This is a genomic window from Akkermansia muciniphila ATCC BAA-835 (assembly GCF_000020225.1).
GTDB classification, from domain to species: domain Bacteria; phylum Verrucomicrobiota; class Verrucomicrobiia; order Verrucomicrobiales; family Akkermansiaceae; genus Akkermansia; species Akkermansia muciniphila.
The window spans coordinates 263,890-289,322 of the sequence record NC_010655.1 but is presented as its reverse complement, the minus strand read 5'-3'; the positions used below and the strand labels follow the sequence as shown (position 1 = coordinate 289,322).

The 25,433-nt window shown below is 56.8% G+C and carries 17 protein-coding genes and 3 tRNA genes; 13 read left to right on the top strand and 7 right to left on the bottom strand.

Annotated elements, in window-relative coordinates:
* Positions 1-50 precede the first annotated feature (50 nt).
* Entirely contained in the window at positions 51-836 is a 786-nt protein-coding gene (locus AMUC_RS01295; protein WP_012419288.1) for an SDR family oxidoreductase, read from the top strand.
* Between the two features lie 178 nt (positions 837-1,014).
* Here the strand turns inward: AMUC_RS01295 and AMUC_RS01290 are convergent, their stop codons facing one another.
* The gene (locus AMUC_RS01290) at positions 1,015-1,512 is read right to left on the bottom strand and encodes a hypothetical protein (protein WP_012419287.1); all 498 of its coding nucleotides are present in this window, start codon (positions 1,510-1,512) and stop codon (positions 1,015-1,017) included.
* Positions 1,513-1,706: 194 nt separating this feature from the next.
* On the opposite strand from AMUC_RS01290, the gene AMUC_RS01285 reads away from it, so the two are divergent.
* The 5 genes from AMUC_RS01285 (at position 1,707) to AMUC_RS01260 (ending at position 6,144) form a co-directional block, all read left to right on the top strand.
* Positions 1,707-1,781: transfer RNA gene (locus AMUC_RS01285), tRNA-Thr, on the top strand.
* A 43-nt stretch (positions 1,782-1,824) separates the two neighbouring features.
* A tRNA-Lys gene (locus tag AMUC_RS01280) sits at positions 1,825-1,900 on the top strand.
* Between the two features lie 36 nt (positions 1,901-1,936).
* Positions 1,937-2,012 (top strand) — tRNA-Lys (locus AMUC_RS01275).
* A gap of 589 nt (positions 2,013-2,601) precedes the next feature.
* A complete protein-coding gene (locus tag AMUC_RS01270) occupies positions 2,602-4,560 on the top strand; it encodes an Eco57I restriction-modification methylase domain-containing protein (RefSeq protein ID WP_012419286.1) in 1,959 nt (652 codons plus the stop codon).
* Between the two features lie 342 nt (positions 4,561-4,902).
* Positions 4,903-6,144, top strand: coding sequence for a hypothetical protein (locus AMUC_RS01260; RefSeq protein ID WP_012419285.1), 1,242 nt, complete (start codon positions 4,903-4,905; stop codon positions 6,142-6,144).
* Between the two features lie 15 nt (positions 6,145-6,159).
* On the opposite strand, the gene AMUC_RS01255 is transcribed toward AMUC_RS01260, so the two are convergent.
* Positions 6,160-6,897, bottom strand: coding sequence for a hypothetical protein (locus AMUC_RS01255; RefSeq protein WP_012419284.1), 738 nt, complete (start codon positions 6,895-6,897; stop codon positions 6,160-6,162).
* Positions 6,898-7,057: 160 nt separating this feature from the next.
* On the opposite strand from AMUC_RS01255, the gene AMUC_RS01250 reads away from it, so the two are divergent.
* Positions 7,058-8,089 (top strand): tetratricopeptide repeat protein, encoded by a 1,032-nt coding sequence (locus tag AMUC_RS01250; protein WP_042447511.1) that lies wholly within the window; start codon positions 7,058-7,060, stop codon positions 8,087-8,089.
* Here AMUC_RS01250 and AMUC_RS01245 read toward each other — a convergent pair.
* Positions 8,086-8,667, bottom strand: a complete 582-nt coding sequence (locus AMUC_RS01245) for a hypothetical protein (RefSeq protein ID WP_012419282.1) — start codon at positions 8,665-8,667, stop codon at positions 8,086-8,088. The two genes, AMUC_RS01250 and AMUC_RS01245, sit on opposite strands and share 4 nt — an antisense overlap.
* Here AMUC_RS01245 and thiD point away from each other — a divergent pair.
* From thiD to AMUC_RS01230, 3 genes are all read left to right on the top strand, one after another.
* Positions 8,666-9,454: a bifunctional hydroxymethylpyrimidine kinase/phosphomethylpyrimidine kinase gene (gene thiD / locus AMUC_RS01240; RefSeq protein WP_042447508.1), complete on the top strand. Its 789-nt coding sequence runs from the start codon at positions 8,666-8,668 to the stop codon at positions 9,452-9,454. The two genes, AMUC_RS01245 and thiD, sit on opposite strands and share 2 nt — an antisense overlap.
* Positions 9,455-9,639: 185 nt before the next feature.
* Positions 9,640-9,912, top strand: coding sequence for a hypothetical protein (locus AMUC_RS01235; RefSeq protein ID WP_012419280.1), 273 nt, complete (start codon positions 9,640-9,642; stop codon positions 9,910-9,912).
* 286 nt (positions 9,913-10,198) lie between these two features.
* Positions 10,199-11,581 carry an SLC13 family permease gene (locus AMUC_RS01230; protein WP_012419279.1) on the top strand — a complete coding sequence of 461 codons (1,383 nt, stop codon included), beginning with the start codon at positions 10,199-10,201 and terminating at the stop codon, positions 11,579-11,581.
* Between the two features lie 46 nt (positions 11,582-11,627).
* Here AMUC_RS01230 and AMUC_RS01225 read toward each other — a convergent pair whose 3' ends face one another.
* The 3 genes from AMUC_RS01225 to AMUC_RS01215 form a co-directional block, all read right to left on the bottom strand.
* Positions 11,628-14,798, bottom strand: coding sequence for an efflux RND transporter permease subunit (locus AMUC_RS01225; protein ID WP_012419278.1), 3,171 nt, complete (start codon positions 14,796-14,798; stop codon positions 11,628-11,630).
* Positions 14,799-14,810: 12 nt separating this feature from the next.
* The gene (locus AMUC_RS01220; protein WP_157759258.1) at positions 14,811-15,968 is read right to left on the bottom strand and encodes an efflux RND transporter periplasmic adaptor subunit; all 1,158 of its coding nucleotides are present in this window, start codon (positions 15,966-15,968) and stop codon (positions 14,811-14,813) included.
* A gap of 98 nt (positions 15,969-16,066) precedes the next feature.
* A complete protein-coding gene (locus tag AMUC_RS01215; protein ID WP_012419276.1) occupies positions 16,067-18,823 on the bottom strand; it encodes a calcium-translocating P-type ATPase, PMCA-type in 2,757 nt (918 codons plus the stop codon).
* Between the two features lie 166 nt (positions 18,824-18,989).
* Here AMUC_RS01215 and AMUC_RS01210 point away from each other — a divergent pair, with 166 nt between their 5' ends.
* A complete protein-coding gene (locus AMUC_RS01210) occupies positions 18,990-19,643 on the top strand; it encodes a hypothetical protein (protein ID WP_012419275.1) in 654 nt (217 codons plus the stop codon).
* Positions 19,644-19,753: 110 nt separating this feature from the next.
* Here AMUC_RS01210 and AMUC_RS01205 read toward each other — a convergent pair whose 3' ends face one another.
* Positions 19,754-22,291 (bottom strand): alpha-amylase family protein, encoded by a 2,538-nt coding sequence (locus AMUC_RS01205; protein WP_012419274.1) that lies wholly within the window; start codon positions 22,289-22,291, stop codon positions 19,754-19,756.
* Positions 22,292-22,591: 300 nt separating this feature from the next.
* Here AMUC_RS01205 and AMUC_RS01200 point away from each other — a divergent pair, with 300 nt between their 5' ends.
* Entirely contained in the window at positions 22,592-23,494 is a 903-nt protein-coding gene (locus AMUC_RS01200; protein ID WP_131072164.1) for a PEP-CTERM sorting domain-containing protein, read from the top strand.
* Between the two features lie 127 nt (positions 23,495-23,621).
* Positions 23,622-25,388 (top strand): ubiquinone-dependent pyruvate dehydrogenase, encoded by a 1,767-nt coding sequence (locus tag AMUC_RS01195; RefSeq protein WP_012419272.1) that lies wholly within the window; start codon positions 23,622-23,624, stop codon positions 25,386-25,388.
* Positions 25,389-25,433: the final 45 nt, after the last annotated feature.

The window sequence follows — 25,433 nt, the reverse complement described above, 5'->3', positions numbered from 1 at the left end:
TGCCGGAAGGCGATGATTGACTTTCTTGAGTGGAATATGACAATCAGCCTATGAAGGATGTTGATTTTTCCGGCAGTACCGTGGTGGTGACGGGAGGAGCCTGCGGCATTGGCCGCGCCATTGCGGAAGCTTTCGCTGCGGCGGGAGCCCGGGTGGCGGTTTTGGATGTGAAGCATGAGGAAACGGCCTCCCTGCTGGAGGAATTGCCGGGAGAGGGGCATCTTTGCGTGACGGGCAACGCGGGTGTGGAAGAGGACGTGCGGTCTTTTGCGGAAAAGGTGTTGGAATGTTTTGGCCGTGTGGATGTGCTGGTAAATAATGCGTGCATCACGCGTCGCGGCATTCTTTCCGGCTGTTCCTTCGAGGAATTCAATGAAGTTTTGCGCGTGGGAGTTTCCGCGCCCTATCTGCTGAGCCTTTTATTTCGCGACCATTTTTCCCGCGGCGCTTCCATTGTGAATATTGCTTCCACCCGCGCTTCCATGTCCCAGAAGGATACGGAAAGCTATAGTGCGGCCAAGGGCGCCCTCACTTCTTTAACTCACGCTCTCGCCATGAGCCTTTCCCCTTTCGGCGTTCGTGTGAACAGTATCAGTCCAGGCTGGATTGACACGGGGGTGTTCGGCGTCCTGTCTCCGGAAGATGCTTTTCAGCATCCTTCCGGGCGCGTCGGTTTGCCGGAAGATATCGTGAAGGCCGTTTTCTTTCTATGCGGCTCCAGCTTTGTCAATGCGGAGAATCTGGTCATTGACGGCGGCATGTCCCGTATGATGGTGTACCACGGAGATGAGGGGTGGTCATTCCATCCGGAACAGTCGGACAGCGTTCCCTCCTGACGGGCTTGCGCTTCCGGCATGCTTTCCATTGCAGCTGTTTCAAACAGGTCCCGTGCCGTCCGGACGCTTGTTCCGCCTGGAACTGGAATAACAGCGGCAGGAGCGTCCGTTTGCCTCCATAAAAAGGGCCATCCCCGGAACGGAGTGGCCCTTGTTTATGTCCCGAAGGAGAATAACGTCAACGGATGGTAACGCGGGGATCGTTCGCCAGAACCTCGGCCAGTTCTTCCCAGCCGTCTTCCGTCTGGAGCTGGAACATCTGGAGGTAGACGGACGCTACGCCGGCAGGGTATTTTTCGAACAGTTCGTCCACAGCTTTGGCGAGTTTCTCCTTGTCCAGCGTTTCCGGCAGTTCATTGACAATGCCGTTGCCGTCATGGGGGATGCCCAGGGTATTCAGGAACGTAATCAGCATGTCCTGGTGTTTGCGCAACAGCCAGACCTGAAGCAGATGGTCACCGATTTCATTGCTGGGTTTCCATGACAGCATTTTCTTGATGAAGGAAAATTGTTCCTGAAGAGGTTTGCGCTGGATGAATTCGGGGCGCAGTTTTTTCAGGGCTCCAAGTTCACGCACGGCAGCGCGGTAAATGGCGCGTTCCTGGTTGCGCATCCAGTCCAGAATGTTGCTGATTGTTTCTTCGTCCGCCTGCTGGAAAATGTAATATGCCTTCATGATAAGTAGGGAAAGAAAAGCTCTTTGAGGACATGCACTCCACCATGTTTCCCCCGCCTATGCAAGCTCTTCTACTGTCACCTGCCGCTCTTGGCTTTTATTCCGCATTCAAGGCGTAAAAAAACGGTCTTATTGCAAAAAAGACTTGCTAAAAGGGGTTGCTTATGATTACTTGCTCGTGCGCTTCTCGCGATGCCACTGTAGCTCAGGGGTAGAGCAACGCATTCGTAATGCGTGGGTCGTCGGTTCAATTCCGACCAGTGGCTCCATCTTCATGGGTGGTGCTTGTCGCGGGGGAATCGCCGGATACATGCCTCGTTAGCTCAGTTGGTAGAGCAGCTGACTCTTAATCAGTTTGTCCACGGTTCGAGCCCGTGACGGGGTACCATCCGGTTGTTCCTGCAAGGAACGCCATCATTCCTGTGCCTCGTTAGCTCAGTTGGTAGAGCAGCTGACTCTTAATCAGTTTGTCCACGGTTCGAGCCCGTGACGGGGTACCATTTCTTTTCTAGTCCGGCTTGCTGATGGCAAAGCCGGATTTTATTTATTGCAAAATAAGGGAATAGAGAGACGAATTGAGGAAATTCTTCTGAATTTGAAGAAGGTGACAACGTCAGCATGGGGAGGCTGGCGGGGCATTTCCTGCCTTAGCCTCCTGTCTCATCGATGCTTGAAATTCCCTTTCTGCCGGAAGCGCTTTTCGATTGATTCATCATGGCCATGATTGACTTTTCATCCAGCGCTGCGCCGGAAAATAATAATAGGGGATATTTTTCAAATGTTTATCGGGCGGTTAAAGTTTTTCAATATGCGCGCATATAGGTGAATCTGTTCGAATGACCCCTTCCCGGTGGTTGATACGGTTTTGGGGCGCCGGGAATGTTCAGAAAAGGGAGTTCCGGGCATTCATGTTCTGAAGCTGGCTTTCTGGACAATTTCTCCTTTTGGTTGCGCGGCCTGTTCCAGTAGTGTACGAATGCCGCAGTGAAGGAGCGGAACGTTCAGGATTGTTTTATAGCTCAGTATTTCTCCGTGGAGAAGGGCAACGGGGGCCGTCCTGAAACCTGGGAACGATTGAAAGAGGTTTTGATGGACAACTTGCAGAAACGGCAGGCAGGCCATGAGGTCCGGCTGCCGGGGGGATTCGCTTTTTCCTTGAGGGAAGAGGATGCCTGCCGGGCTGTTACTCCTTCCGTGCTGGAAGGATTGCTGGGGCGTTTCCTGACGGACGCCCGCCGTTCCGGGACGGTGTATACCCCCGGTTTTCTTGTTCGCTGGATGGCCCGGGAAGCGGTATCTTCCTGGCTGGAATCCAGATTGCCTTCTCCCAGGAGCGGTGATGAAGAAGCCGGGTTGCTGGGAAGTATCCGTGTGCTGGATTTATCCGTAGGGGCCGGAGCATTCACCATGGGAATGCTCCGGGAGCTTGTCGCCCGCAGAAAGCTTCTGGAACCGGATTGCCCGGAGCCCGATTTAATCCGCGCCGTTTTGGAAGAGAATATTTACGGAGTGGATGTTTGCGCGGAGGCATTGGAGGTGGCCCGTTTCCGTTTTCGTTGCGCATGGTTGGCCGCCGGAGGAAAGGGGGATTTACGGGATCGCCTGTTGTGCGGGGACAGTCTGGATATGTCTGCGTCCGGCGTCTGGCGTCAGGGTCTTTCAACGGTGATGGAGGAAGGAGGCTTTGACCTGGTGATCGGCAATCCCCCTTTTGTCGGAGAAAAAGGGAACAAGGAATTATTTGACCGTTTGAAATGTTCTTCCCTTGCTTCCTACTGCTCTTCCCGCATGGATTACTGGTACGTGTTTGCCTGTGTGGGGCTGGATGCCCTGAAGCGGGGGGGCGTAATGCATCTGGTCGTTCCCAACAAGTGGATGTCTAATGCGGGAGCCGCCTCTCTCCGCCGCAAGCTGCTGGAAGATTGCGGTTTGCTGCGCCTGTCGGATTTCGGAGCCTGCCGCGTGTTTGAATCCGCCCGCGTCCATACCATGACTGTTCTGGCGGAGAAAAAGGGAGAGGGAGGCGGACGCCTGGTTCCGGAATACCGCCGTTTTGGCGGCTCCTTGAATGACGTGGAATCATTTCTGGAACATGAGCCGTACCGTCGGTTTCCCTTGCCGGAAGATGCCGGAGCGTGCGTCAGGGAAGGTTTGTCCTTCTGCTCTGCAGCAGAGCGGCATCTTCTGGAAAAGATGGATGCCTGCCGGAATTTCAGGCTGGATGCCGCAAAGGAAATGACGCAGGGGATTGTGCCGAATCCTGACGTCGTTTCTTCCCGAGCTCTGGAGAATCTGGCGCCGGAAACAGTGCGGCGGTACGGAATCCGGAGGGGGGATGGGGTATTTGTCTTGCCTCAGGGGTATTTTGGCCTGTTGCCGGAACGGGAGCGGCGTTTTCTCAAACCTCTGTATGAACCTGTCCAGGCAGGGCGGCATGCACTGAAAGCTCCGGAGAAGGTGCTGTTATATCTGACCCCGTCCAACGGAGCGGAGCAGGCCGTTACGCTTTTGCGCCATTTGGAAAAATTCCGTCCCCTGATGGAGGCCCGGCGGGAAACACGCATGGGCCGCATGAAATATTACCATGTGCACTGGCCCCGGCAGGAACGTTTTTTCCGGCCCGGCCCCAAAATTCTGGCTGTCAGGAAGTGTGCCCGTCCAACCTTCTCCTATACGGAAAAGGAAGCTTATGTGATGATGGCATTCAACGTGATACGCTCGGAACGCGTGAGCATGAAATATCTGGCGGCCCTGTTCAATTCGCGCCTGATGCAGTTTTGGTTTCTCCGCCGGGGAAAAATGCAGGGGGATTTTTTCCAGATGGATACCGCCCCTGTCCTCCGGGCTCCCATCCGGGTCCCCGGTCTGTCCCTGCTGCGGGAAGTGGAAGGGCTGGCGGACGCTCTCGCGGCCCGCTATTGCCCGGAAGGGGATGAGCGGATGAATGGGCTGATGGAAGACATTTACGGCCTTTCCCCGCAGGAGCGGGAAATAATTATTCAGGCATGTTCCCCCATGCGGGCCGGGAGGGAAAGCTTGCCGGAGTGATGATTTGGTGCCGGTAACTGTTCGCGATGATGCCAGGCTGCTGCATCGTTGTTTCTTCATCGTACAGGAAGTGATTGAAATGGCCCGGTTCATCAGGCCGGAGATACAACAGGCCGATGTAGCCGTAACTCCAAGCCGTGCTGAAACCTGCGTCCCTGGCCTTCTGATGGAGACGTTCCGGATGGGCGCACTGGTGCGTCCATCATTGCCGTTCTTCGTAACAACCCTTTCAGAAAACAACAATGTCGAAAGGAGCATCCGGGCTTGATTTTCGGAGAGGGCTCCTTAAGATGTGCGCCCAATTTGTTTGTTTAGCCTATGATGAAGCTTGTTTTTCCAGGAATGTTCCTGTTGGCCGCTTGTTGGTATGCCGCCTTTCCGGCGGCGGAAGCTGGCGCGGGAGCAGTTCAGTCCCAGCCGGTTTCCGGGGGCTCTCTGCCGTCCCTGTGCCGTGTGCTGGATCGCGGTCCGGTGCTGTACCGGAATGATTCCTCATGGATCAGGAAGGTGAAGCTGACGCTGATTGGCCAGTATCAGGCAGCAGCCGTCAGCCCCAATGGGGCCAATAAATTCTGCCCGTCTTCCGGCGGCCATAACAACGGGTGGAGGCGCGCTTACCTGGGCGGCGACATCCTGATGGGGGACGGTTCCTGGCGCCTGTCCAATCTGACGAATGTGGGGGATTTGGAAGGCCGGCACCGTGAAGTGCGGGGAGAATGGATCGGCAGCCATACGGAGTGGTCCCTGTATGAACTTTATCTGGAAAAGACCATGCCCGGCGTCAAGCTCAGGGCCGGGAAGCTGACGCCTCACCTGACGTCGGAGTATTGCCTGGCTTCCTCCCGGATTAAAACAGTAGAGAGATCCGCCCTGTGCAATGAATTGATTCCCATTTCCAACTGGGGGCTGGAGGCCAATTTTCAGAAGGATGCCAAGAGCCTGTACCATTCCTACGGCATTTACCTGAATGCGAACGGTACGGATTTGAAGGATGAGATCCAGTTTCATTCTGCGGACAACCTGTTTATCCTGAACGCCATGAAGTGGAAGGTGGCTTCTCCCATGTGGGACAGCCAGTTTCTGGGGTACCAGTATGCCCATAATTTTACGGAATGGCGGGGAAGGAAAATTCCTTCCACGTCCGATTACTGCGGAACGGGGGCGCAGGACGTGATTTCCCTGAGCTGGGACGCCAGCCGCGGCGCTTTCTCCATCATGGGAAATTTGCTGGCGGGCGTGGGAATTGTAGGCCAGCCCGGTGCAAAGAATGTGTACGGCCTGGTTCTGCAGCCCGTTTACCGGATTTCCCCGCATTTTGAGGGCGTCTTTCAATACCAGTGTTCCTTTGGAAACCGTTCTGTGAAGCTGAATACCCGTTATGTGCCCAGCGTCACCCATTATCCCGCATGGGTGGACAGCATGCATTCCTTTTACCTGGGGCTGAATTGCTATCTGTGTCCGGAGGCCGTCAATGCGGTCAAGCTGATGCTGGCTGTAGAGTATGTCACCAGCCATGTGGATTCGGCAACGGCCAAAGCTTTCAATGGATGGTCTGTTTTCGGGGCTGTCCGCTTCAAGTTCTGAGGCTTTTGCCCCCTCCTATTGTAATTTCTTCAATAAGGTGGGCTGATAGGCCGGGAGAGCCGGGATAGGAACGTATCCGGGCGGGAGCTGATCCCAGACGGGATGCATGGGCTGGGCATCCGCCTCAAAAACGGTTCCGTTAAAGGATTTGATGATGGTGCGGATGGCTCCGGACGGAGCCGGCTGCACTACCAGGGGGCGCGGCGCCGATTCCGGAAGATTCATGTGCAGGTTGACTTCCTCTTCATTCCAGGCGGGCCAGGAATCGGAAGACGTGGGGATTTCACGAATTTCCGTATTGGCGGCGGAACGGGGCGTATGGAAAAAGGGGCTGTCCGGATCCCCGTCGTTCAGCCAGATTTCCTCATCCGGCGTTTCGGTTGTGATGACAATTTCTTCCTGGTTTTCCGCATGGTGAAACTCATAGCCTGACCGCTCACGGACGTCCCTTTCCGTTTTGTCGTCATTCATGTGGATGCTGATGGCCGGTTTGCTTTTGGTGGCCTCGTGGGGAGTATGGGATTGGAAGAGGGCTGCCTGCCGCTTCAGGGTTTCCGGAGAGGTTCCGCGTGCGTATTTGGGGAAGAAAACGCTCTTGGTGTCTATTTTGCCAGGGTGCACTTTCACCGGTTCATCCGACAGCTCAAAAATGTATTTTACGGGAAGTTCCGTTGCGGAACCCCGGCTGGAAAAACTTCCCAGGAACGCCAGGCCCAGGCATGTCAAGAGATACAGGGGCGGAACGAATTTCATCAGAGGTTGAACTGGTTTCAGTAGAGCAAAAAGAGGAAAATATTCAATGCAAAAAGAGGGAATCCGGCTCTTCGGTTTCGCTCTTCCATAGCGTGCGGATGCGGCGTTTCCGTCATTTCTCTTCTTGGCAGCCTGATGAGGCTGTCTTATGGTAATGGCCATGATGAAAAAAGTTGTCTCTTTATGTGCGGCTTCCTCCGCCTTCTTTTTTTTGTGCGGATGTGACCGCGCCCCTTCTTCCGGGGAAAAGCGGGCTGCTTCTTCTGCGGAACGGGAAAAGCCGTCTGCGGTGCGGAAAGAGGCGGAGACATGGAGGGAGCGTCTGGACGCTGCTGTTGCCGGCTCCGTCCGCGAGAAGGAAAATGGTAGCGAGCATGTGAAAGCCCTCAATGATGTGGCTGCCCTGTATGCGGAGGGATTGCAGAATGGCTGGGTTCATCCGCTGGATGTGCGGGCCTGGTGTGATTCCGTGGCGGAGGCCGGTTCCGGGTATTCCGGGGAAACGGTCATCGGCGCCATGTTCCTGTATGGGACGGGAATCAAGCGTGATGCCGTAGCGGCCAGGGAGTGGTTTGAGTACGGGCTTGCCCGCCCGGGGACCCAGCGGGGAAACGCTCTGTACATGTTGGGAATGATGTATTTCAAGGGGGATGGCGCGGATCAGGACCTGAATAAGGCGCTGGGGCTGTGGCACAAGGCAGCGGATGAGGAACATCCGGCAGCCATGGGGCTGCTGGGCCGGGCTTACATGGAGGGGAAGATGGGGGTTGAGAAGGATGCCGCTTCCGGCCTGGCGCTGCTGGAGAAGGCCGCCAACGGGGGGAATACGCCTTCGTCCGTCTATCTGGGGAACATTTATGCAAAGGGGCAGGGGGTGGAGCGGGATATGGAGCGTGCCATGAAGTGGTATGAACAGGCGGCTTCAGCCGGAGACGCCCATTCCCAGTATATTGTGGGACTGGCCTGTCTGGAAGGTTCCGGCGTGCCTGTGGATGAGGGCAAGGCGTTCAGCTGGCTCCGGCTGGCCGCCGGGCAGGACCACGTCAACGCCATGCTGATGCTTTCCGTCTGCTACAGCACAGGAAAAGGGACCCCTCAGAATGCGGATATGGCGGAAGTCTGGAAAAAGAAGGCGCTTCAACTGAATGCGGAACGCGAGGGAAGTTCTGCGCCGCAAACGCAAAAACGTTAACTTTCCCGAATTTCCCTGTTCAGAAAATCCAAAGCTTTCCTCCGTTCCAGAATAATGTTTCCCCGGGTGTCCGGAATAACCAGCAGGCCGTCCCGGTGTTCCAGTATGGCGTGAATCATGGCGAATACATGGCCCAGGGCATATTCGTCTTCCAGAATGAAGCGCAGCATTTTGGTGCGGTTCCCTATCTGCCGGAGAGCCGCGCCGTCCTTTTTGAAAGCCTGGCGCGCGTCGTCCGTTTCCATGACCCAGAATACGTCCAGCTGGGATTCTCCCTCTTCATCCAGATATTCTCCTTTCATCACATGGTCCGGAGCGTTTTCCGGTTCACCGGAAAGGTTCAGCCGGAAACAGCCGTCCAGGCGGAACATGTTCTTCTGCAATTCCTCGGCGGAGGGCAGAGGGGCATCCTGAATGAAAAGCCAGAATTCCTGTTCATCCGGGGCTGGGGAGGCGTGCGTCATGGGATGATTGTGGCATTCCCTCCTTGTTTTCCCACCCGGATTTGTGACATTGAGGCGGCACATGCGGATTTTGGGATGTTCAAGGGCTTCTTTCCCGATTAAAAACAAGGCCATGAGTATTCCCGTAATGATGACGATTGCCGGTTCCGACTGCTCCGCGGGGGCCGGGCTCCAGGCTGACCTGAAAGCGGCCCATGCCATGGGGGCGTTTGCGCTTACGGCCGTCACCTGCGTCGTGTCCGAGGCGCCGGGGACTGTGCGCGGCATTCAGGAGGTGGACCCTTCGCTGGTGGCCGATCAGGTGCGCATCAATCTGGAACATTTTCCCGTGCGCGCCGTGAAGACGGGGATGCTGTATTCCCCGGCTATCGTCCGTGCGGTGCATGGGGTGCTGGACGGGGCGGATATTCCCGTCGTGGTGGACCCGGTCATGATCGCCACGGCGGGCGACCGCCTGATGCGGGAAGAAGCGGTGGCTGTTTATGAAGAGCTTTTGCTGCCGGGTGCGGCATTGCTTACGCCCAATCTGGATGAGGCTGCCGTATTGCTCCGCTCTTCCGTTAATCCGGGAAGGGACGAACTGCCGGAAGCCGCCGCGCGCCTCGCTGTCAGGTACGGATGCCCCGTTCTTCTGAAGGGCGGGCATCTGGAAGGGGACTGCCGGGACGTGCTGTCCGGCCCGGACGGCTGCCTGCTGGGGCAATGGGAGCGTCCGCGCGTACAGGATGTGAGTACTCACGGAACGGGCTGTTCCCTGTCCGCCGCCGTCGCGGCACGGCTGGCTGCCGGGGATGGACTGGTTGCGGCGGTGGAGCGCGGCCTGGAATTCATCGCTTCCGCAATCCGGAACCATCTGCGCTGGGAACAGCCGGTCCGGGTGGATGCGCTGAAATTGTGGTAAAGCCTCCTTCATCCAAGTTGTTTTCCTCTTCCGCGCGGGTTGGGGTAACCGGGGACTGCCTCCGCCTTTCTGTGCCTTAATAACGCTTTGTGCTTGCGTAAGGGAGGTGGGGTTGGTAGTTGTATCCACGCCCATGTGCCACATGGAGCTCGTAAGAATTAGTAAATATCATAGCAATTATCACTATGGGACAGCAAATCCGCAAAGTCACCAAGCGCCGCAGACGTATTGAATACCTCAAGCGTAAGAAGGAACAGTCCAAGTTGAATTCCAATGCGCCTATCCGTCTGGCCGTTCCCGTTGCCAAGGATGCCAAGCCTGCCGCCAAGGAAGCTCCCGCCAAGAAGACTGCGGCCAAGGCCCCGGCCAAAAAGACTGAAACCAAGGCTGCCGCCGCCAAGAAGGCCCCCGCTAAAAAGCCGGCTGCCAAGAAGGCCGCTGAACCCGCCGCCGAATAATTGCCCGGGCGGAGGCTGCCCCTCCGCGCGCCAGTCAAACAGTTGTTACAAGCCGCCGTGCGATTGCATGGCGGTTTTTTGCGTGTATGGGCTTCCTGAATTTTTCAGAAGCAGGAAGAAGAGGCTCTGCTTTTCCGGTAATGTGCGCCGTGCGTATCCTCAAGCCGGTGCGCGGGTCCGTGTTTCCCTGTTTCCGGGAAAGGCCTTTTCCGGGATTTTTATGGAAAAGCATTGACACTGTTTTTCTGATGCGTACAAAGAAAATAGCGTCGTTTATCTTTGCTTTATGCGCCACCGTACTACAGACACTCCCAAAGGGCACCGCAATTACATCATCATTGCGTGTGACGTGCTTCTTTTCCTGGCTATGCTCAAGTGGCTTCCCGTAGAGCCGGAGGTGGCCAGGGGTCTTGCTGTTCTTACCTTTATCGGCATCCTGTGGCTGACGGAAGCCCTGCACGTAACCGTAACCTCCCTGCTGGTGCCGGTGCTTGCCATGTTGATGGGGATTCTGCCGGGGGCGAAGGCCCTGTCCGGTTTTGCGGATCCTACCATTTTTCTGTTTTTCGGGGGCTTTGCCCTGGCCGGGGCTCTCCACGAACAGAAAATTGATACCTGGCTGGCGGGAAAAATCCTCCGAATGGCCCGCGGGAGTCTGGGGATGGCTCTGATTCTGATTTTCCTGGCTACGGCGTTTCTTTCCATGTGGATGTCCAATACGGCCACGGCGGCGATGATGCTTCCTCTGGTGATCGGCCTTCTGGACCGCATTCCGGCGGAAAAACTTAAGACGACGGCTCCTTTTGCTATTCTGGGTGTGGCGTACAGCGCCTCCATCGGCGGTATGGGGACGCTGGTGGGGTCTCCTCCCAATGCCATTGCGGCGCATGAACTCGGCATGGGGTTTGCGGAATGGTTCCGGATTGCCATGCCCATTGTCCTGGTGTTCGGAGTGATCGTTTTCTGCCTGATGTATCTTTTCTTCCGTCCGCGTCTGGGGATGCATGTGGATATGACGCCGGCGGAAGGGGGAGAAACGGAGGGCAGGTTGAATGCCAGGCAGGTGCGTGTCCTTATTCTCTTCGTGCTGGTGGCCGGGAGCTGGATGTGCAGCAGTTTCCTTTCCTCTGCTTTGGGCGGCATTCCGTCCATGGACACGCTCATCGCGCTGAGTGCTGCGGTGCTGCTGCCGCTGTGCGGGGTTATCAACTGGAGCGGCATCGCCAAAAATACGGACTGGGGCGTCCTGCTCCTGTTTGGGGGAGGCATCACGCTCAGCAGCATTCTCGTCCAGACGGGGGCGGCGGGATTCCTGGCGGACCAGGTATCTTCTCTCGCCATGGGGCAGAGCCCCATCGTCATCCTGCTCATCATCAGCCTCTTCATTACGTCGCTGACGGAATTCTGTTCCAATACGGCCAGTGCGGCCCTGGTGGCCCCGCTGATGGTCACGGTAGCCTCCGCCATGGGCATGTCTGCTACGCCGCTGGTGCTTCTGGTAGGCATAGGCGCTTCCTGCGCCTTCATGCTCCCCGTTTCCACTCCTCCCAACGCCCTGGCCTTCGCGACGGGAAAATTCCCTCAGATGACCATGGTGAAGGTGGGGCTGCTGATTAATGTGGTGCTCGTTTTCGTGAAGGCTTTCTGGGCCTGGATATTCTGGATGTAGGGGGAATGGGAAGCTGTGAGGGAGCCGTTTTCCCGTTTCGGAAGTGTCATTCGGCCTGCTTCGCAGGGGTGGGAGTTCCCTGTTCCGTTTCCTGGAGTTTCCGCGCCGCTTTTTTGTCCAGCCTGGCAAGTTTGGCAATCAGGTAGAAGAAGGAAGGAATGAAAAATACCCCGATGAAGACGGCTGTCATCATGCCGCCGATGACCCCGATGCCTACCACCTGCCGCGCCGCTGCGCCCGCTCCCGTGGCTACGGCCAGAGGAAGGCAGCCCATGATAAAGGCGATGCTGGTCATCAGGATGGGGCGCAGGCGGATTCTGGCCGCATCCAGGGTGGCCGTGAGCAGGTCCGTGCCCTGACGGAGTTCCAGCACGGCGAATTCCACGATGAGGATGGCATTTTTGGCCGCCAGAGCAATCAGGACGATGAGGCCGATTTCCGAATAAATGTTCAGGTCCAGCCCGGTTATCCACAGGGCCAGAAATGCTCCCAGGATGGCAATGGGGGCGGTCATGAAGACGGCTACGGGCAGGGACCAGCTCTCATACAGGGATGCCAGAATCAAAAAGACAAACACGGCTGATGCCGCAAAGATCATGCCGATGGTGATACCTTTCTGCGCCTGTTTTTCCTGGTAGCTCATTCCGGAATAGTCGTATCCCATGCCGGACGGCATGGTCTGGGCAAAAACTTCTTCCAGGGCGTTCATGACCTGGCCGGAGGAATAGCCCGGAGCCGGGGTGACGTTGAGCTGGGAACTGTTGAACATATTCTGGCGGATCAGGAATTCCGGGGCCCAGCCGTGCGTAACGTTGATTACGGAATCCAGGGGAACCGGGTCTCCTTCATTGTTGCGCACATAGAACATGGAAAGCTTGTCGATGCTGTCCCGGTACGGTGCGTCCGCCTGCATGTACACCTGCCATTCCTGCCCGTAAATATTGAAATTGTTCAGGAAGGTGCTTCCCATGTATGCCTGGATGGTGGCGTAAATTTCATCCACGTCCATATTCTGGAGAGTGGCCTGCTCCGTGTTTACATTCAGGTTGTACTGAAGGTTGGAGGGAGACATGAAATTGCTGATGTCCGCTATTTCCGGCCTCTTTTCCGCTGCCTCGATGAATTTGGACGTGTTGGCGGCCAGGAATTTTTCCCCGATTCCCTGGCGGTCCTCCAGCAGGAATGTGACATCCCCGGACGTTCCTACGCCAGGCAGGGGCGGCGGCGGAACCACATACGCCACGCCGGAGGAAATTTCCGCGTTCAGCCTGCTTTTCAGGCGTGCGGCGATGCCGTCCGCCGTCATGCCCGGAGCAGTCCGTTCGGACCACGGTTTCAGGGAAATGAAGAAGAAGGAGTTGGATGAGCTTTGGACGGAGCTGATGAGGTTGAAGCCGTTGACGGTAGTCACTACGTCCACGCCCGGATCCTCCCTGATGATTTTCTCAATCCGCGCGGCGGTGTCTGCCGTGACGTTCAGGGATGTATTATCCGGCAGTTCCACGCCGCCGAACAGGTAGCCCTGGTCTTCATTGGGAAGGAATCCGCTGGGAATAAGTTTGGCCAGGGGAAAGAGAAGGGCGGTCATAGCGGCCAGCAGCAGGATGGACAGCCACATGTGCCGGATAAGCCTGGCGCAGATTTCCACGTACCAGTCGCGCGCCTTGTTGAAACCCTTGTTGAACAATTTGAAAAAGGGCCCCAGCAGGGGAATGGAGTCAGCTTTCCCCCCTCTCAGCAGCCCGGCGGACAGGGTGGGGCTGAGGGACAGGGCGCAGAAGGCGGAAATGATGATGGACATGCCGATGGTCACGGCGAACTGTTCGAACAGTTTGCCTGTGACGCCGGGCAACAGCAGCGTGGGGATAAAGACGCAGGAAATCACCAGCGCCGTGCTGACGATGGGGCCGGATACTTCCTTCATGGCCGCAATGGTGGCCTGGAGGGGCTTTTCTCCATTGGAAATATGGTTCTTTACTGCTTCCACCACCACAATGGCGTCGTCCACGACCAGGCCGATGGCCAGCACCAGCCCCATCAGGCAGATGGTATTGATGGAAAAACCGAATAATGGAAAGGCGATGAAGGCGCCCACGATAGACACCGGAACGGCAAAGGCCGGAATCAGCGTACCGCGCCAGCCCTGGAGGAAAATGAAAACCACCAGCACCACCAGGCCCAGGGCAATCACCAGCGTGCTGACGATATCTTCAATCCCGGCGCGGACGGCCAGCGTGGAATCCAGGGAAACGAGGTAATCCATGCCGGGAGGCATATCCGTATCCTTCAGCAGGTCTTTGATATTGTCCACCAGCTGGATGGCATTTCCTCCGGGCGCCTCGTAAATGCCGATGGAAGCGGCGGGCATGCCGTTTACGGAAGAACTGAGGCTGTAGGTTTCCGAGCCCAGTTCCACGCGGGCGATATCTCCCACTCTTACGATGGAACTGTCCTGCCCGCGTACCACGATATTTTCGAATTCTTTCACGCTCGTCAGGCGGCCTGGAGCTTTCACGGTGAAGGAAAGCTGCTGGTCCGGCGGAGCGGGCTGTGCGCCTATCTTGCCCGCAGGATTCACGGCGTTCTGGGCCTGAACGGCCAGCATCACGTCCCTGGCCGTAATATTCAGAGCGGCCATCTTTTCCGGGTTCAGCCAGATGCGCATGGCGTAGCGGCCTGCCCCGAACACCTGCACGTCTCCTACTCCGGGCACGCGCTTGATGGCGTCCACCATATTGATATAGGCGTAATTGGCCAGCCAGAGGCCGTCATAAGTCCCCTGGGGAGAATACAGGCTGACGACCAGGGCGGGCAGACCGCTTGTCTTGCGCAGGGAGACTCCCAGCGCGCTGACTTCCGACGGCAGCTGGGAGGTGGCCTGCCCGTAGCGCAGATAAGAAAGTACCTGGTCCATGTTGGCTTCCGTGCCGATTTCAAAAAGGATCATCATGCTCATTTGCCCGTTGTTGGTGTTGACGGAAGTCATGTAGGACATGCCGTCCACGCCGGACATTTGCTGTTCGATGGGGGATGCGATAGACTTGACCACCGTTTCACAGTCCGCTCCGGGATAAGTGGCCGTCACCTGGATGGAGGGGGGGATGATGTCCGGGTACTCGGAGATGGGCAGGCGCAGAATGGAAAAGGCCCCCAGGAGGACAATGATGACGGAGAGGCAGATGGAAAGGATGGGGCGCTTGATGAAGAAATCAGCCATGGCGGGAGGAGCTTATTGGTTGCTGGCGGGTACCGCTTTCAGGCGGGCGGCCGGATTTCTGGAGGCTGCTTCCGCCTGGAGAAGACCGTCCACGACCACTTTGCTTTGGGGGGTGAGGGAATCCGGTTTCAGAGGAATAACCTGCTGCCGGTCTCCAAGCTGCGTCCCGGCCTGTACGGGGATGATGGAAGGGTGGTTGCTCCCGTCCAGAACAATCACGAAAAAGCGCCCCTGTGTCGAAAGAAGGGATTTTGCCGGAACGGTCAGCGCGTTTTTGACGGTGGCCAGCCGGGCCGTGGCGATGATGAACATGCCGGGGCGCAGCAGATAGTCCGCATTGGGAAGGTTGGCCTGTACGCGGATGGTGCCTGTCTGGGGATTGAACGCCCGGTCAATGGCAACTACCGTGGCCTGTTCCGGGTATTTGGTGCCGTCTTTCAGCGTAATGTCCAGCTTGCTGCCCGTCTGGACGCCTTCATTCCCGTTTTTCCCCGCCTGCTGAATCCATTCCTGCTGGGTGACGGCGAAATTGACGCGGATGGGATTGACGGAGGAGACGACGGCAAGCGGGCCGCTTTCCGGGCTGACCAGGTCGCCGATGTTTGTCCTGGAGATGCCGGCTATTCCGTCAAAAGGCGCGTACAGCACCGTATAGGAAAGATTTTTTTCAGCCAGGGCCAGGGCCGCCGCCGCCTGCTGCACCTGTGCTTCCGCGGCAAGAGCAGACAGGCGCGTATCCTCGTATTTCTGCTTGGAAATGGCATTCTCCGCAGCCAGGGGCCTGTAAATTTCCGCGTCGTAATTCAACTGCTGTAGCTGGGCCTGTGCCTGGGCCAGGGTGGCTTTGGCCTTGGATACCTGGTCCCTGAACGTGGAATCGTCAATGCGGAAGAGTACTTCCCCCTTCTTCACAATAGCGCCATTGGCGTAATTCTGCGTTTGAAGGTAGCCCGTAATCTGGGGGACGATGGAGGCGTTGTCCACGCCGTCCAGGTGGCCCACCCAGCTGCCCGTCACCGGAATATCCATGGTGACGGGGTGTTCATAAATAAGCGTGGGCGTTTCATGCGGAACCTGTTCCGTCTTTTTACACCCGGCAAAAAAGAGGGAAAGCAGGAAGAGGAAAACGGCGGGGCTGGAGATAGAGCCCGTCAGGCGTGTCAAGTCCATGCTGGGAATGACACGCCTGCGGGCGCCTTTGTTGAAAGAAGGTTTTCCGGGCGGCGTCGCCGTCCGCGTCATGCGCGGGGGGAATTCCCCCGGACGGTTCAGGAGCGGGCGTCGGATTTATCCGGAGTGAATGCCCGCGCCAGTTCTCCGAACCACAGGACAAGGGAGGTGCCTGCGAAGATGAGGCCCCAGTCTGTCCAGCTCAGGGGCACCACGTTGAACATCTTTCCGCCAAAGGTGACGATGAGGTACTGCCCGGCTAGGATAAGCAGGGCTACCAGACCGAAGCCGCCAATGCTGGCGCCCATGCGTGCAAAGGCGCTCTGGTGCGTGTTGAATGCTTTGGCGTTGAACATGTTCCAGAATTGGAGCAGGACGAAAATGGTGAAAAACAGGGACAGTTCATAACCCGTCAGTTCATGTTCCGGGGCGGAAAAATCCAGGTAGCTGCGGAAGTAGCCGCAGAGGCTGAACTGCGTGAGGCTGGTAATGTCCGCATGCTTGAAATATTGCAGCAGGCCGAACAGGAAAGCGACGAACAGGATGCCCACGCCCAGGATGTTCCGGCCCATGGGGCGGGTGATGATGTGGTCCGTGGTCTTGCGCGGCGGGTCCTGCATCACGCGTTCGTCCGGCGGCAGGGAGGCCAGCGCCAGCGCGGCGAAGGTGTCCATGATGAGGTTCACCCAGAGCATCTGAGTGACGGTGAGGGGGGATTCCGTGCCCAGGAATGCGCCGATGAGCACAATGAGGCAGGCCGCCACGTTAATGGTCATCTGGAAGACGATGAAGCGCTGGATATTCCTGTACAGGGAACGCCCCCACATGACGGCGCGGGAAATGCTCATGAAGGAATTGTCCAGAATGGTGATGGCGCTGGCTTCCTTGGCTACGGTGGTGCCGTCTCCCATGGAAAGCCCCACCTGCGCGGCGTTCAGAGCGGGGGCGTCGTTGGTGCCGTCCCCGGTGACGGCCACTACCTGGTCCTTCTTCTGGAGCAGTTTGACCAGCCGTTCCTTATCCATGGGCCTGGCGCGGCACATGATTTTCAGATCCATCACGCGGTCCAGCAGTTCCGCGTCCGGAGTCTGCTCGAATTCCACTCCCGTCATCAGGCGGTCCGGAGAATCCTCCTCCGTCCACAGGCCGATCTGGCGGCCGATTTCCCGTGCGGTGCCGGGAGTGTCCCCCGTGACAATTTTGATGCGGATGCCCGCGTCCATGCAGTCCTTCACGGCTTGGGGCACATCGTCCCGGACGGGGTCGGAAATGGCGGTGATGCCCAGGTAAACCAGGTCTTTGCGGATGATGCGGCCGTCCTCGAACACCGGGGCGTCATCCTCCAGAATGCGGTACGCGAAGCCCAGCGTGCGCATGGCCTGGTTCTGGTAGGCCAGGAGCTGTTCCTCAATGGCGGGGCGCATGTCCGCGGCGGGTACCTGGCCTTCCGGAGTCAGGACGGTGGAGCAGAGCCCCAGCACGATTTCCGGCGCGCCTTTCACGTAAAGGACTTTTTTGCCCAGCAGGGGGGATTCCGCTACGGTAGCCATGTACTTGCGTTCCGTGGAGAAAGTGAGCTGTTCCAGCACGCGGGCGTTTTCCCGCAGGTCCAGGTAATTCACGCCCAGCCCGTGCAGCCACAGGAGGAGCGCCCCTTCCGTGGGATTGCCCAGGGCCCTGATATGTTCCGGGTCTGCGTAATCCAGGAAAGCGGTGGAGTTGACGGCGATTCCCTCCCTGATCAGGTTGCCCGGCTCGTCTTCCGTCGGGACGGCGTTCCCCAACCCGTAAAAATCCGCCTTGTACACGTTCATCTGGTTGCGCGTCAGGGTGCCCGTCTTATCCGTGCAGATGACGGTGGCGGCCCCCATGGTCTCGCAGGAGTGCATCTTGCGCACCAGGTTGTTGTTGGCGAGCATGCTCTTCATGCTCAGCGCCAGGCTCAGAGTGACGCTCATGGGCAGCCCTTCCGGCACCGTGACTACGATGACGGTCACGGCAATCATGACGGTATTCAGAATGTAGGTTCCCGCGCTCAGCCATTCCACGGGGCCCGGCAGATGGGAAAAATACAGGGTGAGGCGCCCGATGACGATGAGGGCGGCGATGGCGTAGCTGGCCCAGGTGATGAGATCGCCCAGCCTGGAAAGCTGGCGGTTGAGGGGCGTCTGCACCTTGTTGTCGATCTGGGAGCCTTCATAAACCTTGCCGTATTCCGTTTTGTCACCCACGGAAGTCACTTCCATGACGCCGTGGCCGTCCGCCACGGTGGTTCCTTTCAGGACGTGGTTGGAGGGGTAGGTGGCATCCTTCTTGAATTCCGCTTCATTCGTGGTTTTGCCGATGAGGGGTTCCCCCGTCAGTGTGGATTCATTGACCTGGAGGGAAACGGCTTCCAGCAGGACGCCGTCCGCCGGTACCTCCTCCCCTGTGTTCAGGATGACGATATCGCCCACCACCACGTCCCGGCGGGGCAATTCGCAGATATTGCCGCCGCGGATGACCTGGACCATGGTGTCGTCATTGACCTGGTTCAGGATTTCAAACTTCTTGTTAGCGCTTACCTCGAAGGCGAACCCCACGCAGGTGGCCAGCAGGATGGCCGCCAGGATGCCCGCGGGCTCCAGGAAGACGCTGGCCGATTCCGTTCCGGTGAAAAACTGGTAGAAAGCCACGCCTACGGACAGGAGCAGGGCCACCAGCAGAATTTTGATGATGGGGTCTGAAAATTTCTCCAGAAATTGCTTCCACAGGGGTTCCTTTTCCGGGGGAGTCAGGATATTGATCCCGTATCTGGTCCGGTTTTCCAGAACCTGCTGTTCCGAAAGCCCCTGATGATGTGCTGCGCTTTTCATGGTTCAGATGCTTCTTACCTGATTGGAGCCTGTGAGAAAAGCGCGGAGGAATATTTTCAGGAGTGATGACGGGAGTTTTTTATCGGGGCACAGCCTGAGGCCCGTGCCTTGAAAGGCGGCATTGTTGTCTTGACTTTGACTATGTTCCGGAGATTCTGGAGCACCTATGTGGAATGATCTTTCTCATGGATTTTCCGTGCTGGCGGATGCCCTGGCCTTCCTTTCCCGTTCCTGGGGGTTCTGGGTTTGCGCGGGCAGTGTGGCGGGGCTGGCCGCCGTTTATGCGTGGTGGAGAAAGCGGCTGGCCCTGTGGGCGTTTGTCCTGGCGTTCCTTTCCCTGCTGGCCGTGGTGGGGCTGGCGTGCCGCCAGGCGGTGTGTCAAAAAGCTTTCCTGTGGATTCATGAGCCGGATGTGCAGGCCCTTTCCGGAAAGTATGAGGTGGAACCATCTCCCAGAGAAAGGCGGTTTTTCCGCCCTCCGGAGTTGAAGCGTTTTTTCCAGGTCAGTTCTTCCACGCTCCTCCTGAATGAAGACGGGACGTGCGAGATTTCTTCCTTTCCCCGTCCGGAGGCATGGGGCAGGTGGATTGCCCGTCCGGAAGAGAGGGAGGACCTTTCCGTGCTGGAGGAAGATCTCGTTTCTTCCTGCCGCGGAACCTGGGCCCTGGTGAAAAAAGGGGGATATTACGGTGTCTCCATCGCCTATTCCCCCGGCAGGAGCCTGATGTTGTACCTGGGCGGGGAAGGTGCGGAATGCCTGGTGATGCCGGTCAACCCTGCCGATCCGCTGGAAGCGGTGACGTTTGAAAAAACATTCTGACCCGGATTCTGTCCGCACGGGAACAAGGAAGGGAGGCGGGAATCCCGCCTCCCCCAATATGTTTTTTCCAACGCCGTTCCGGCTTTGACCGGGCGTGTGGGCCGGCTGATTTATTTGACCTTTCCCCCTTCGTACACCAGCACCTCAAAGGGCTTCAACGTGAAGGAGATTTCCTTGTCAATGTTTACGGAACTGCCGGAGAAGCCGTCCAGCGTCCGCTGGTCGTCATAGGAATCCTTGAAGGTGATGGAGCCCTTGACGTTCGCAGGGATATCCAGAATGCTGCGCAGGGTTCCGGTCAGGCTCTTTTCCTGGTCGGAGGAATTGCGGAGAGCCAGGGTGGCCTTGTTTTTATTCCATGCGGCCCACCCGTACACGGCCCCTTCGTTAGTTTCCTTGTTCCACGGATTGCCGCCCACCCAGTGCACATCGTCCAAAACGTCCGCATTGCGGCGTATCCACTTGATCCCCTTGGCCAGTTCGTCCCACAGAACTCCGCCGTTGGCGCTCATCAGGTCCCGATCCACGTAGAGCTCCTGGAGGGAAGTGCCGCAAGCCGTGGCGCAGCGGAGTTCTTTCTTGACGTTTTCCGGATCGCGGGGCATGCAGGCCGGAGGACCGAATTTAGTGACCATCAGGCCGTGAGTCATCATGGAATTGATGGGCATCAGCGGGGAACCCTGCACAAAAACTTCATGCACCAGGCGGTCGCGGTAGGTGATCCATTTGTCGCGGTTGTCGCCCGCTCCGATGGTGCCGAAGTCATTCTCCTGCCTCCATACGGAATCCGCATAACGGAACCAGAAGGGGGATGCCCAGGTTCCTACAGTGCAGTTGATGTAAAGATCCCCCTTTTTCTTGCGCAGGGCGTTCAGCACGCGGATGATGCCTTCCGCATCCTCCTCGTTGCCGGGCCCCTTGGCATGGAAGTGAGTGCTGATGCCGTCGAATTTGAAGTACTTCATATTGTAGTCCTTCACCATCTGGGAACAGCGGCCCACAAAGGCGTCAAAATATTCCTTGTTGGAGAGCTGGAAATTACCGATCTTGTTGTCCGGATGCTTCACGTTCCAGTAAGCGAGACGCTTGCCCTTGGAGGCTCCGTAGCCCCCCACCGGACCCAGCCACGTGCCGATGCCGGCCTTTTGCCTGCCGGCGGCGGCGTCAATGCGCTTGAAGCCCTGCGGGAACATTTTGTGGAAATCCCACAGGCTGTTGAATTCATCCCAGCCGTCGTCCCAGACGAAGGCGTCAATGGACATGCCGCGCTTCTGGAAAAACTGTTCCTGCCAGTCTTTCAGGACGGCCAGGCATTGTTCTTCCGTCATGCGCTTGGCGGGGTCCGAATCATTGTTGCGGTTGATGTTCAGTTCATACCAGGAATTATAATGGATGAAGGGGCGGTAGGGCATCACGCGTTCCCGTTCCATATAGGCCAGGAAGGAGCGACGTTTCTGGCCGGGGGCAAAAATTCCGAGAACGGAGGATACGTCCCATATTTCCCCGGGCTGCAAGGTGGTTTTACGGCTCCAGAGTCCCTGGGCCAGCCGGGATTCGTCCGCCTGGGGTTCCTGCTTTTCCTCCAGCGTGCGCACGGGCAGGGAAAAGGTGATTTCCCCCTTGCTGGCAATCGGTTCGCTCTTGGTCTGGGCCCAGTAGCGCAGAATGTAATTTCCCCTGGAGGGAACCTGCACCGTGTAAGTATTGCCGGCATTGGAATCTCCGGTGCTGCCGTTGTGGAAATCGGAGTCAAGAACGGCCCCCTTGGAAGAGAGGAGCTGCACGCCGGCAAGGTTCAGCTTATTGTTGCCCTTGTCCCCTCCCTTATACTGGAAGGTGACGGTGCAGGCTCCTTTGCCGTCAATGGAAACCGGGCCTTCCGCACTGGAAACCTGTTCTCCGTACTGCTTTTTCAGTTCCTGGGGAACATTGAAATTTCCGGTCCATGAAGCTGTGGACCACTTGTCCGCACTCCAGATGGCGGTTTCTCCCCCTTCCATATTTCCGGCGCCTCCCACGGTATTGATGCCCATGGGTGTTTCCAGGGCGGTGAACGCCAGGTCATTGACGATGAGTGCTCCTCTGGCGTTTCCGGAAACGGAGGGTGCCCCGGCTTTCCCTTCTGCCAGGTCATATTGCATCGCTACGATGTTTTTCATCTGGACGGGCTTCATACTTGCCAGGCGGAGTTCCTGCCTCAGGTAATGGGAATGGTCCCTGAGCACGGCGCGCCAGGAAATGCGAAGGGTTCCGTTCAGAGCCTGGAATGTTGCGCTGACGGCTTTTCCCGGGAAGCGGTCAGCCAGCCTGAAGGCCTTGGGGTTGGGCTGAAGGGAGACGAATTTGACGTTTCCCGCTTTCAGCTCGGAGGATTTAATGCTCCGTCCGTCCTGAAGATTGATGATGAATAATTCATCCCCTGCCTTGGCGACGGGGCCCAGTTTGGAAGTCATTCCTCCGAAGGAAAGACTTCCGTTCCGAAGGATAAATTTGGCCGTCAGGATGTTATTGGAAAGAGTATAGCCGGAAGCGGATTGTTCCGCGCTGGCTGTTCCGGGAGCAGGCCCCGGAAAGGCGACTTCTGCGGGGGATGTGGGCAGGCAGCCCAGCAGGGTTGCCATGGCAATGGTTGTCTTGAAAAATTTCATGATGAAATAATATTACAGCTAGCGGGAGGATAATTTGGGGAAGGCTCGTTTTCAAGAAGAAGGTTCTGGAAATGGAAGGAAAGAAAATTAATTTTTATTGAATATGAAAACATTATGTTGATTTTTTTGATGGCTGAGGGAAAACAACCGGATTCCCAATCCGAGGTCAATCTAACATTTCAATTATGAAACTATTATTACAATTTTTTCTATTTTGCGAAAAGGGATTGCTGTTCCTATACAGCAACTTCAGAACCTCCACAAAAAATCTATTCTGCGTTTTATTTTTTATATTCATAAGTGATAGAAGGTAATTATATTATATTTTTTAGCGGATTGAAAAAGCTTGTTCTCATCTTTCCTGTGGGGGAGAAAAAGAGCGGATTGGGAATCCGATATACAGAGGGCGGGGAATATCTCTCTGATTGCTACTCAGTCCATCATTCACAGAAAATGAAAAAAACATTAGCATTAATGGCCATTGCGGCGTGTTGTTCCGTTCCGGCGTTGGCGTCTCCCGGCTCTTTAGAACCATCGGCCGGAACGTCTTACGCTGCCGGTACGGCGACGACAACTGAAGGTATTGCATTGGGAAAAGACATGACGTTTGGGAGTCTCTCACAGAGTGCCCTTCCTGGCGGTTTCATTCCTTACGGCGGTAATTTTTATGCTTCCAATTACACGATCTCCCTCTGGCTGGATACCTCTTCCTTAACGGAAGGAACCCAGACCACGCTGTTTGGGTATTATGGCACCAATGCGGGCCAAAGTTACGGGACAAATGCCTTGTATCTGACGACAGATGCCAAGCTTGGCATGGGAGATGGAAATTTGGATACTTCTACCGGCTCTTTTTCCCAAAACCGTGGAGACGTTTCTGAAACTCCCGTTGTTTTGGAGGGAGGTCTTCTTAACGTGACTCTAGCCGTTACTGGCGCAGACCAAAGCCAGTCTGTGGAGGTCTATGTGAATGGTTCCTTGCTTGACACGTTGTCCTACAACGGCAACATGAACGGAAATCGCACTGATATCCAAGGATGGATTAATCCCAATCTTACATGGGGTGAAATTCAGTGGACGGATACAAAACTTTCCGCGGAACAGATTGCCGGTTTTGCCGGCCTTCAGGTTCCGGAACCGGCCTCGGCTTCTCTGGGAATCCTGGGCCTGGCCGTTCTGATGATGCGCCGCCGCCGTTCCTGACGGTTTTCCGCCAGAGAACTGGTAATTCATAGGCCGCTGCCTGAAAAGGCGGCGGCCTTATGATATCAGGGGAAATCCTCAGGCATTTTTTCCGGTGCGGAAAAGATGGAGGGGATGACACATAAGAATGAATCCGTTGGAGGTTGGCTGGTGTCTAATCTGCATACACAGGGTAGCCGATCAGATTGTTGAAATTTTGGAGAAGGCGGGAGTTAAGCGGATTTACGGCATTGTGGGGGATAGCCTGAACCCCGTTACGGACGCTTTGAGGAGGAGGAAGACCATTGAATGGATTCATGTGCGGCATGAGGAAGTGGCGGCTTTTGCCGCGAGCGCGGAAGCCCAGCTGAGCGGGAATCTGGCTGTATGCTGCGGCAGCAGCGGCCCCGGGAACCTCCATTTGATCAACGGCCTGTTTGACGCCCACCGGAACCATGCCCCGGTGCTGGCCATTGCTTCCCACATCCCGCAGAGCCAGGTAGGCATGGAATATTTCCAGGCCACGCATCCGGAACAGCTTTTCAAGGAATGCAGTGCATATGCGGAACTGGTTTCGGAAGCTTCCCAGGCCCCGTCCATTTTGATGTCCGCCATTCAGCACGCGTGGGCCAGGCGCGACGTAGGCGTCGTCGTCTTGCCCGGAGACATTGCGGACGCCCCTGCGGAGATGAAGAATCTGGTGCATCCTCCTTCCTACACGCGGGAGAATGTTGTTCCTGAGCATGAATCCGTATCCCTTCTGGCACGGATGCTTGACGACCACCGCCGCATTACTTTCTTCTGCGGCGCCGGCTGCGCGGGAGCGGAAGACAAGGTCGTCCGGCTCGCGCACCGCCTGAAAGCTCCGATTGCCTACACATGGAGGGGAAAGGATTATTTTGAACATGACAATCCCCTGGGAATCGGCATGACGGGGTTGCTTGGATGGGGAGATGCCTACAAGGCCATGCATGAAAGCGACATGCTCGTGTTGTGGGGGACGGATTTCCCCTATTTCAATTTCATTCCCACCAAACCTGAAATCGTGCAGATTGACAGGCGCGGTGAAGTGCTGGGCCGCCGCTGCCGCCTGGACCTGGGTATTTGCGGGGATGTTTCCGTCACGGCGGAAGCTCTGCTGAACATGGTGCAGGAAAAGACGGATTCCGGGCATTTGGACGCCGCCCTGAAACGCCACGCCAGGGACGTGAAGGAGATGAACGCCTATATGGAAGGAAATGACAAGGAGTCTCCCATCCGGCCGGAACAGCTCACGACCGCCCTGAACAGGCATGCGGCATCCGACGCCGTATTTACGGTAGATACCGGCACCCCCTGTATCTGGAGCGCCAGGTTCCTGTGCGCCACGCCGGGAAGGAGGACGCTGGCTTCCTTCAATCATGGCTCCATGGCCAATGCCATGCCGATGGCTATTGGGGCGCAGATGGAATACCCCGAACGGCAGGTAATTGCCCTGTGCGGAGATGGCGGCCTGTCCATGCTGCTGGGGGATCTCATCACGATTGTCCAGTACAGGCTGCCGGTGAAAATCGTGGTGTATAACAATGACTGTCTGGATTTCATCCAATTGGAAATGCAGGCGGCCGGGCTGATTCCGTGGCAGATCAACCTGAACAACCCCTCTTTTGCCGCCGTGGCGGATGCCGTCGGCATCAAGGGGTTTTTATTGGACAAATCCAGCCAGGTGGACCAGATGGTGGACATGTTCCTGAATTATCCGGGCGCCGCTCTGCTGGACGCGCATGTGGACAGGGACGCCCTTGCCCTGCCTCCCTACATCAGTATGGGCCAGGCGGCGGACTTTTCCCTTGCCATGATGAAGCAGACGCTGGCCGGGGAAGTGAAGCAGGTATGGAACACCCTGGCCGGAAACAGGAAGCTGTTCAAACCGTGATGCCCTGCGGGCAAGGAGCCGGCATCGGCAAGGGAAGCGGCTCTT

Excerpts from the sequence above, each read along its gene's own strand:
- AMUC_RS01250 (WP_042447511.1), top strand. The coding sequence starts at position 7,058 with ATGATGAAAAAAGTTGTCTCTTTATGTGCGGCTTCCTCCGCCTTCTTT.
- AMUC_RS01235 (WP_012419280.1), top strand. The coding sequence starts at position 9,640 with ATGGGACAGCAAATCCGCAAAGTCACCAAGCGCCGCAGACGTATTGAA.
- AMUC_RS01195 (WP_012419272.1), top strand. The coding sequence starts at position 23,622 with ATGAATCCGTTGGAGGTTGGCTGGTGTCTAATCTGCATACACAGGGTA.
- AMUC_RS01290 (WP_012419287.1), bottom strand. The coding sequence starts at position 1,512 with ATGAAGGCATATTACATTTTCCAGCAGGCGGACGAAGAAACAATCAGC.
- AMUC_RS01260 (WP_012419285.1), top strand. The coding sequence starts at position 4,903 with ATGTTCCTGTTGGCCGCTTGTTGGTATGCCGCCTTTCCGGCGGCGGAA.
- AMUC_RS01210 (WP_012419275.1), top strand. The coding sequence starts at position 18,990 with ATGTGGAATGATCTTTCTCATGGATTTTCCGTGCTGGCGGATGCCCTG.
- thiD (WP_042447508.1), top strand. The coding sequence starts at position 8,666 with ATGAGTATTCCCGTAATGATGACGATTGCCGGTTCCGACTGCTCCGCG.
- AMUC_RS01230 (WP_012419279.1), top strand. The coding sequence starts at position 10,199 with ATGCGCCACCGTACTACAGACACTCCCAAAGGGCACCGCAATTACATC.
- AMUC_RS01205 (WP_012419274.1), bottom strand. The coding sequence starts at position 22,291 with ATGAAATTTTTCAAGACAACCATTGCCATGGCAACCCTGCTGGGCTGC.
- AMUC_RS01270 (WP_012419286.1), top strand. The coding sequence starts at position 2,602 with ATGGACAACTTGCAGAAACGGCAGGCAGGCCATGAGGTCCGGCTGCCG.
- AMUC_RS01255 (WP_012419284.1), bottom strand. The coding sequence starts at position 6,897 with ATGAAATTCGTTCCGCCCCTGTATCTCTTGACATGCCTGGGCCTGGCG.
- AMUC_RS01225 (WP_012419278.1), bottom strand. The coding sequence starts at position 14,798 with ATGGCTGATTTCTTCATCAAGCGCCCCATCCTTTCCATCTGCCTCTCC.
- AMUC_RS01215 (WP_012419276.1), bottom strand. The coding sequence starts at position 18,823 with ATGAAAAGCGCAGCACATCATCAGGGGCTTTCGGAACAGCAGGTTCTG.
- AMUC_RS01245 (WP_012419282.1), bottom strand. The coding sequence starts at position 8,667 with ATGGCCTTGTTTTTAATCGGGAAAGAAGCCCTTGAACATCCCAAAATC.
- AMUC_RS01295 (WP_012419288.1), top strand. The coding sequence starts at position 51 with ATGAAGGATGTTGATTTTTCCGGCAGTACCGTGGTGGTGACGGGAGGA.
- AMUC_RS01220 (WP_157759258.1), bottom strand. The coding sequence starts at position 15,968 with ATGGACTTGACACGCCTGACGGGCTCTATCTCCAGCCCCGCCGTTTTC.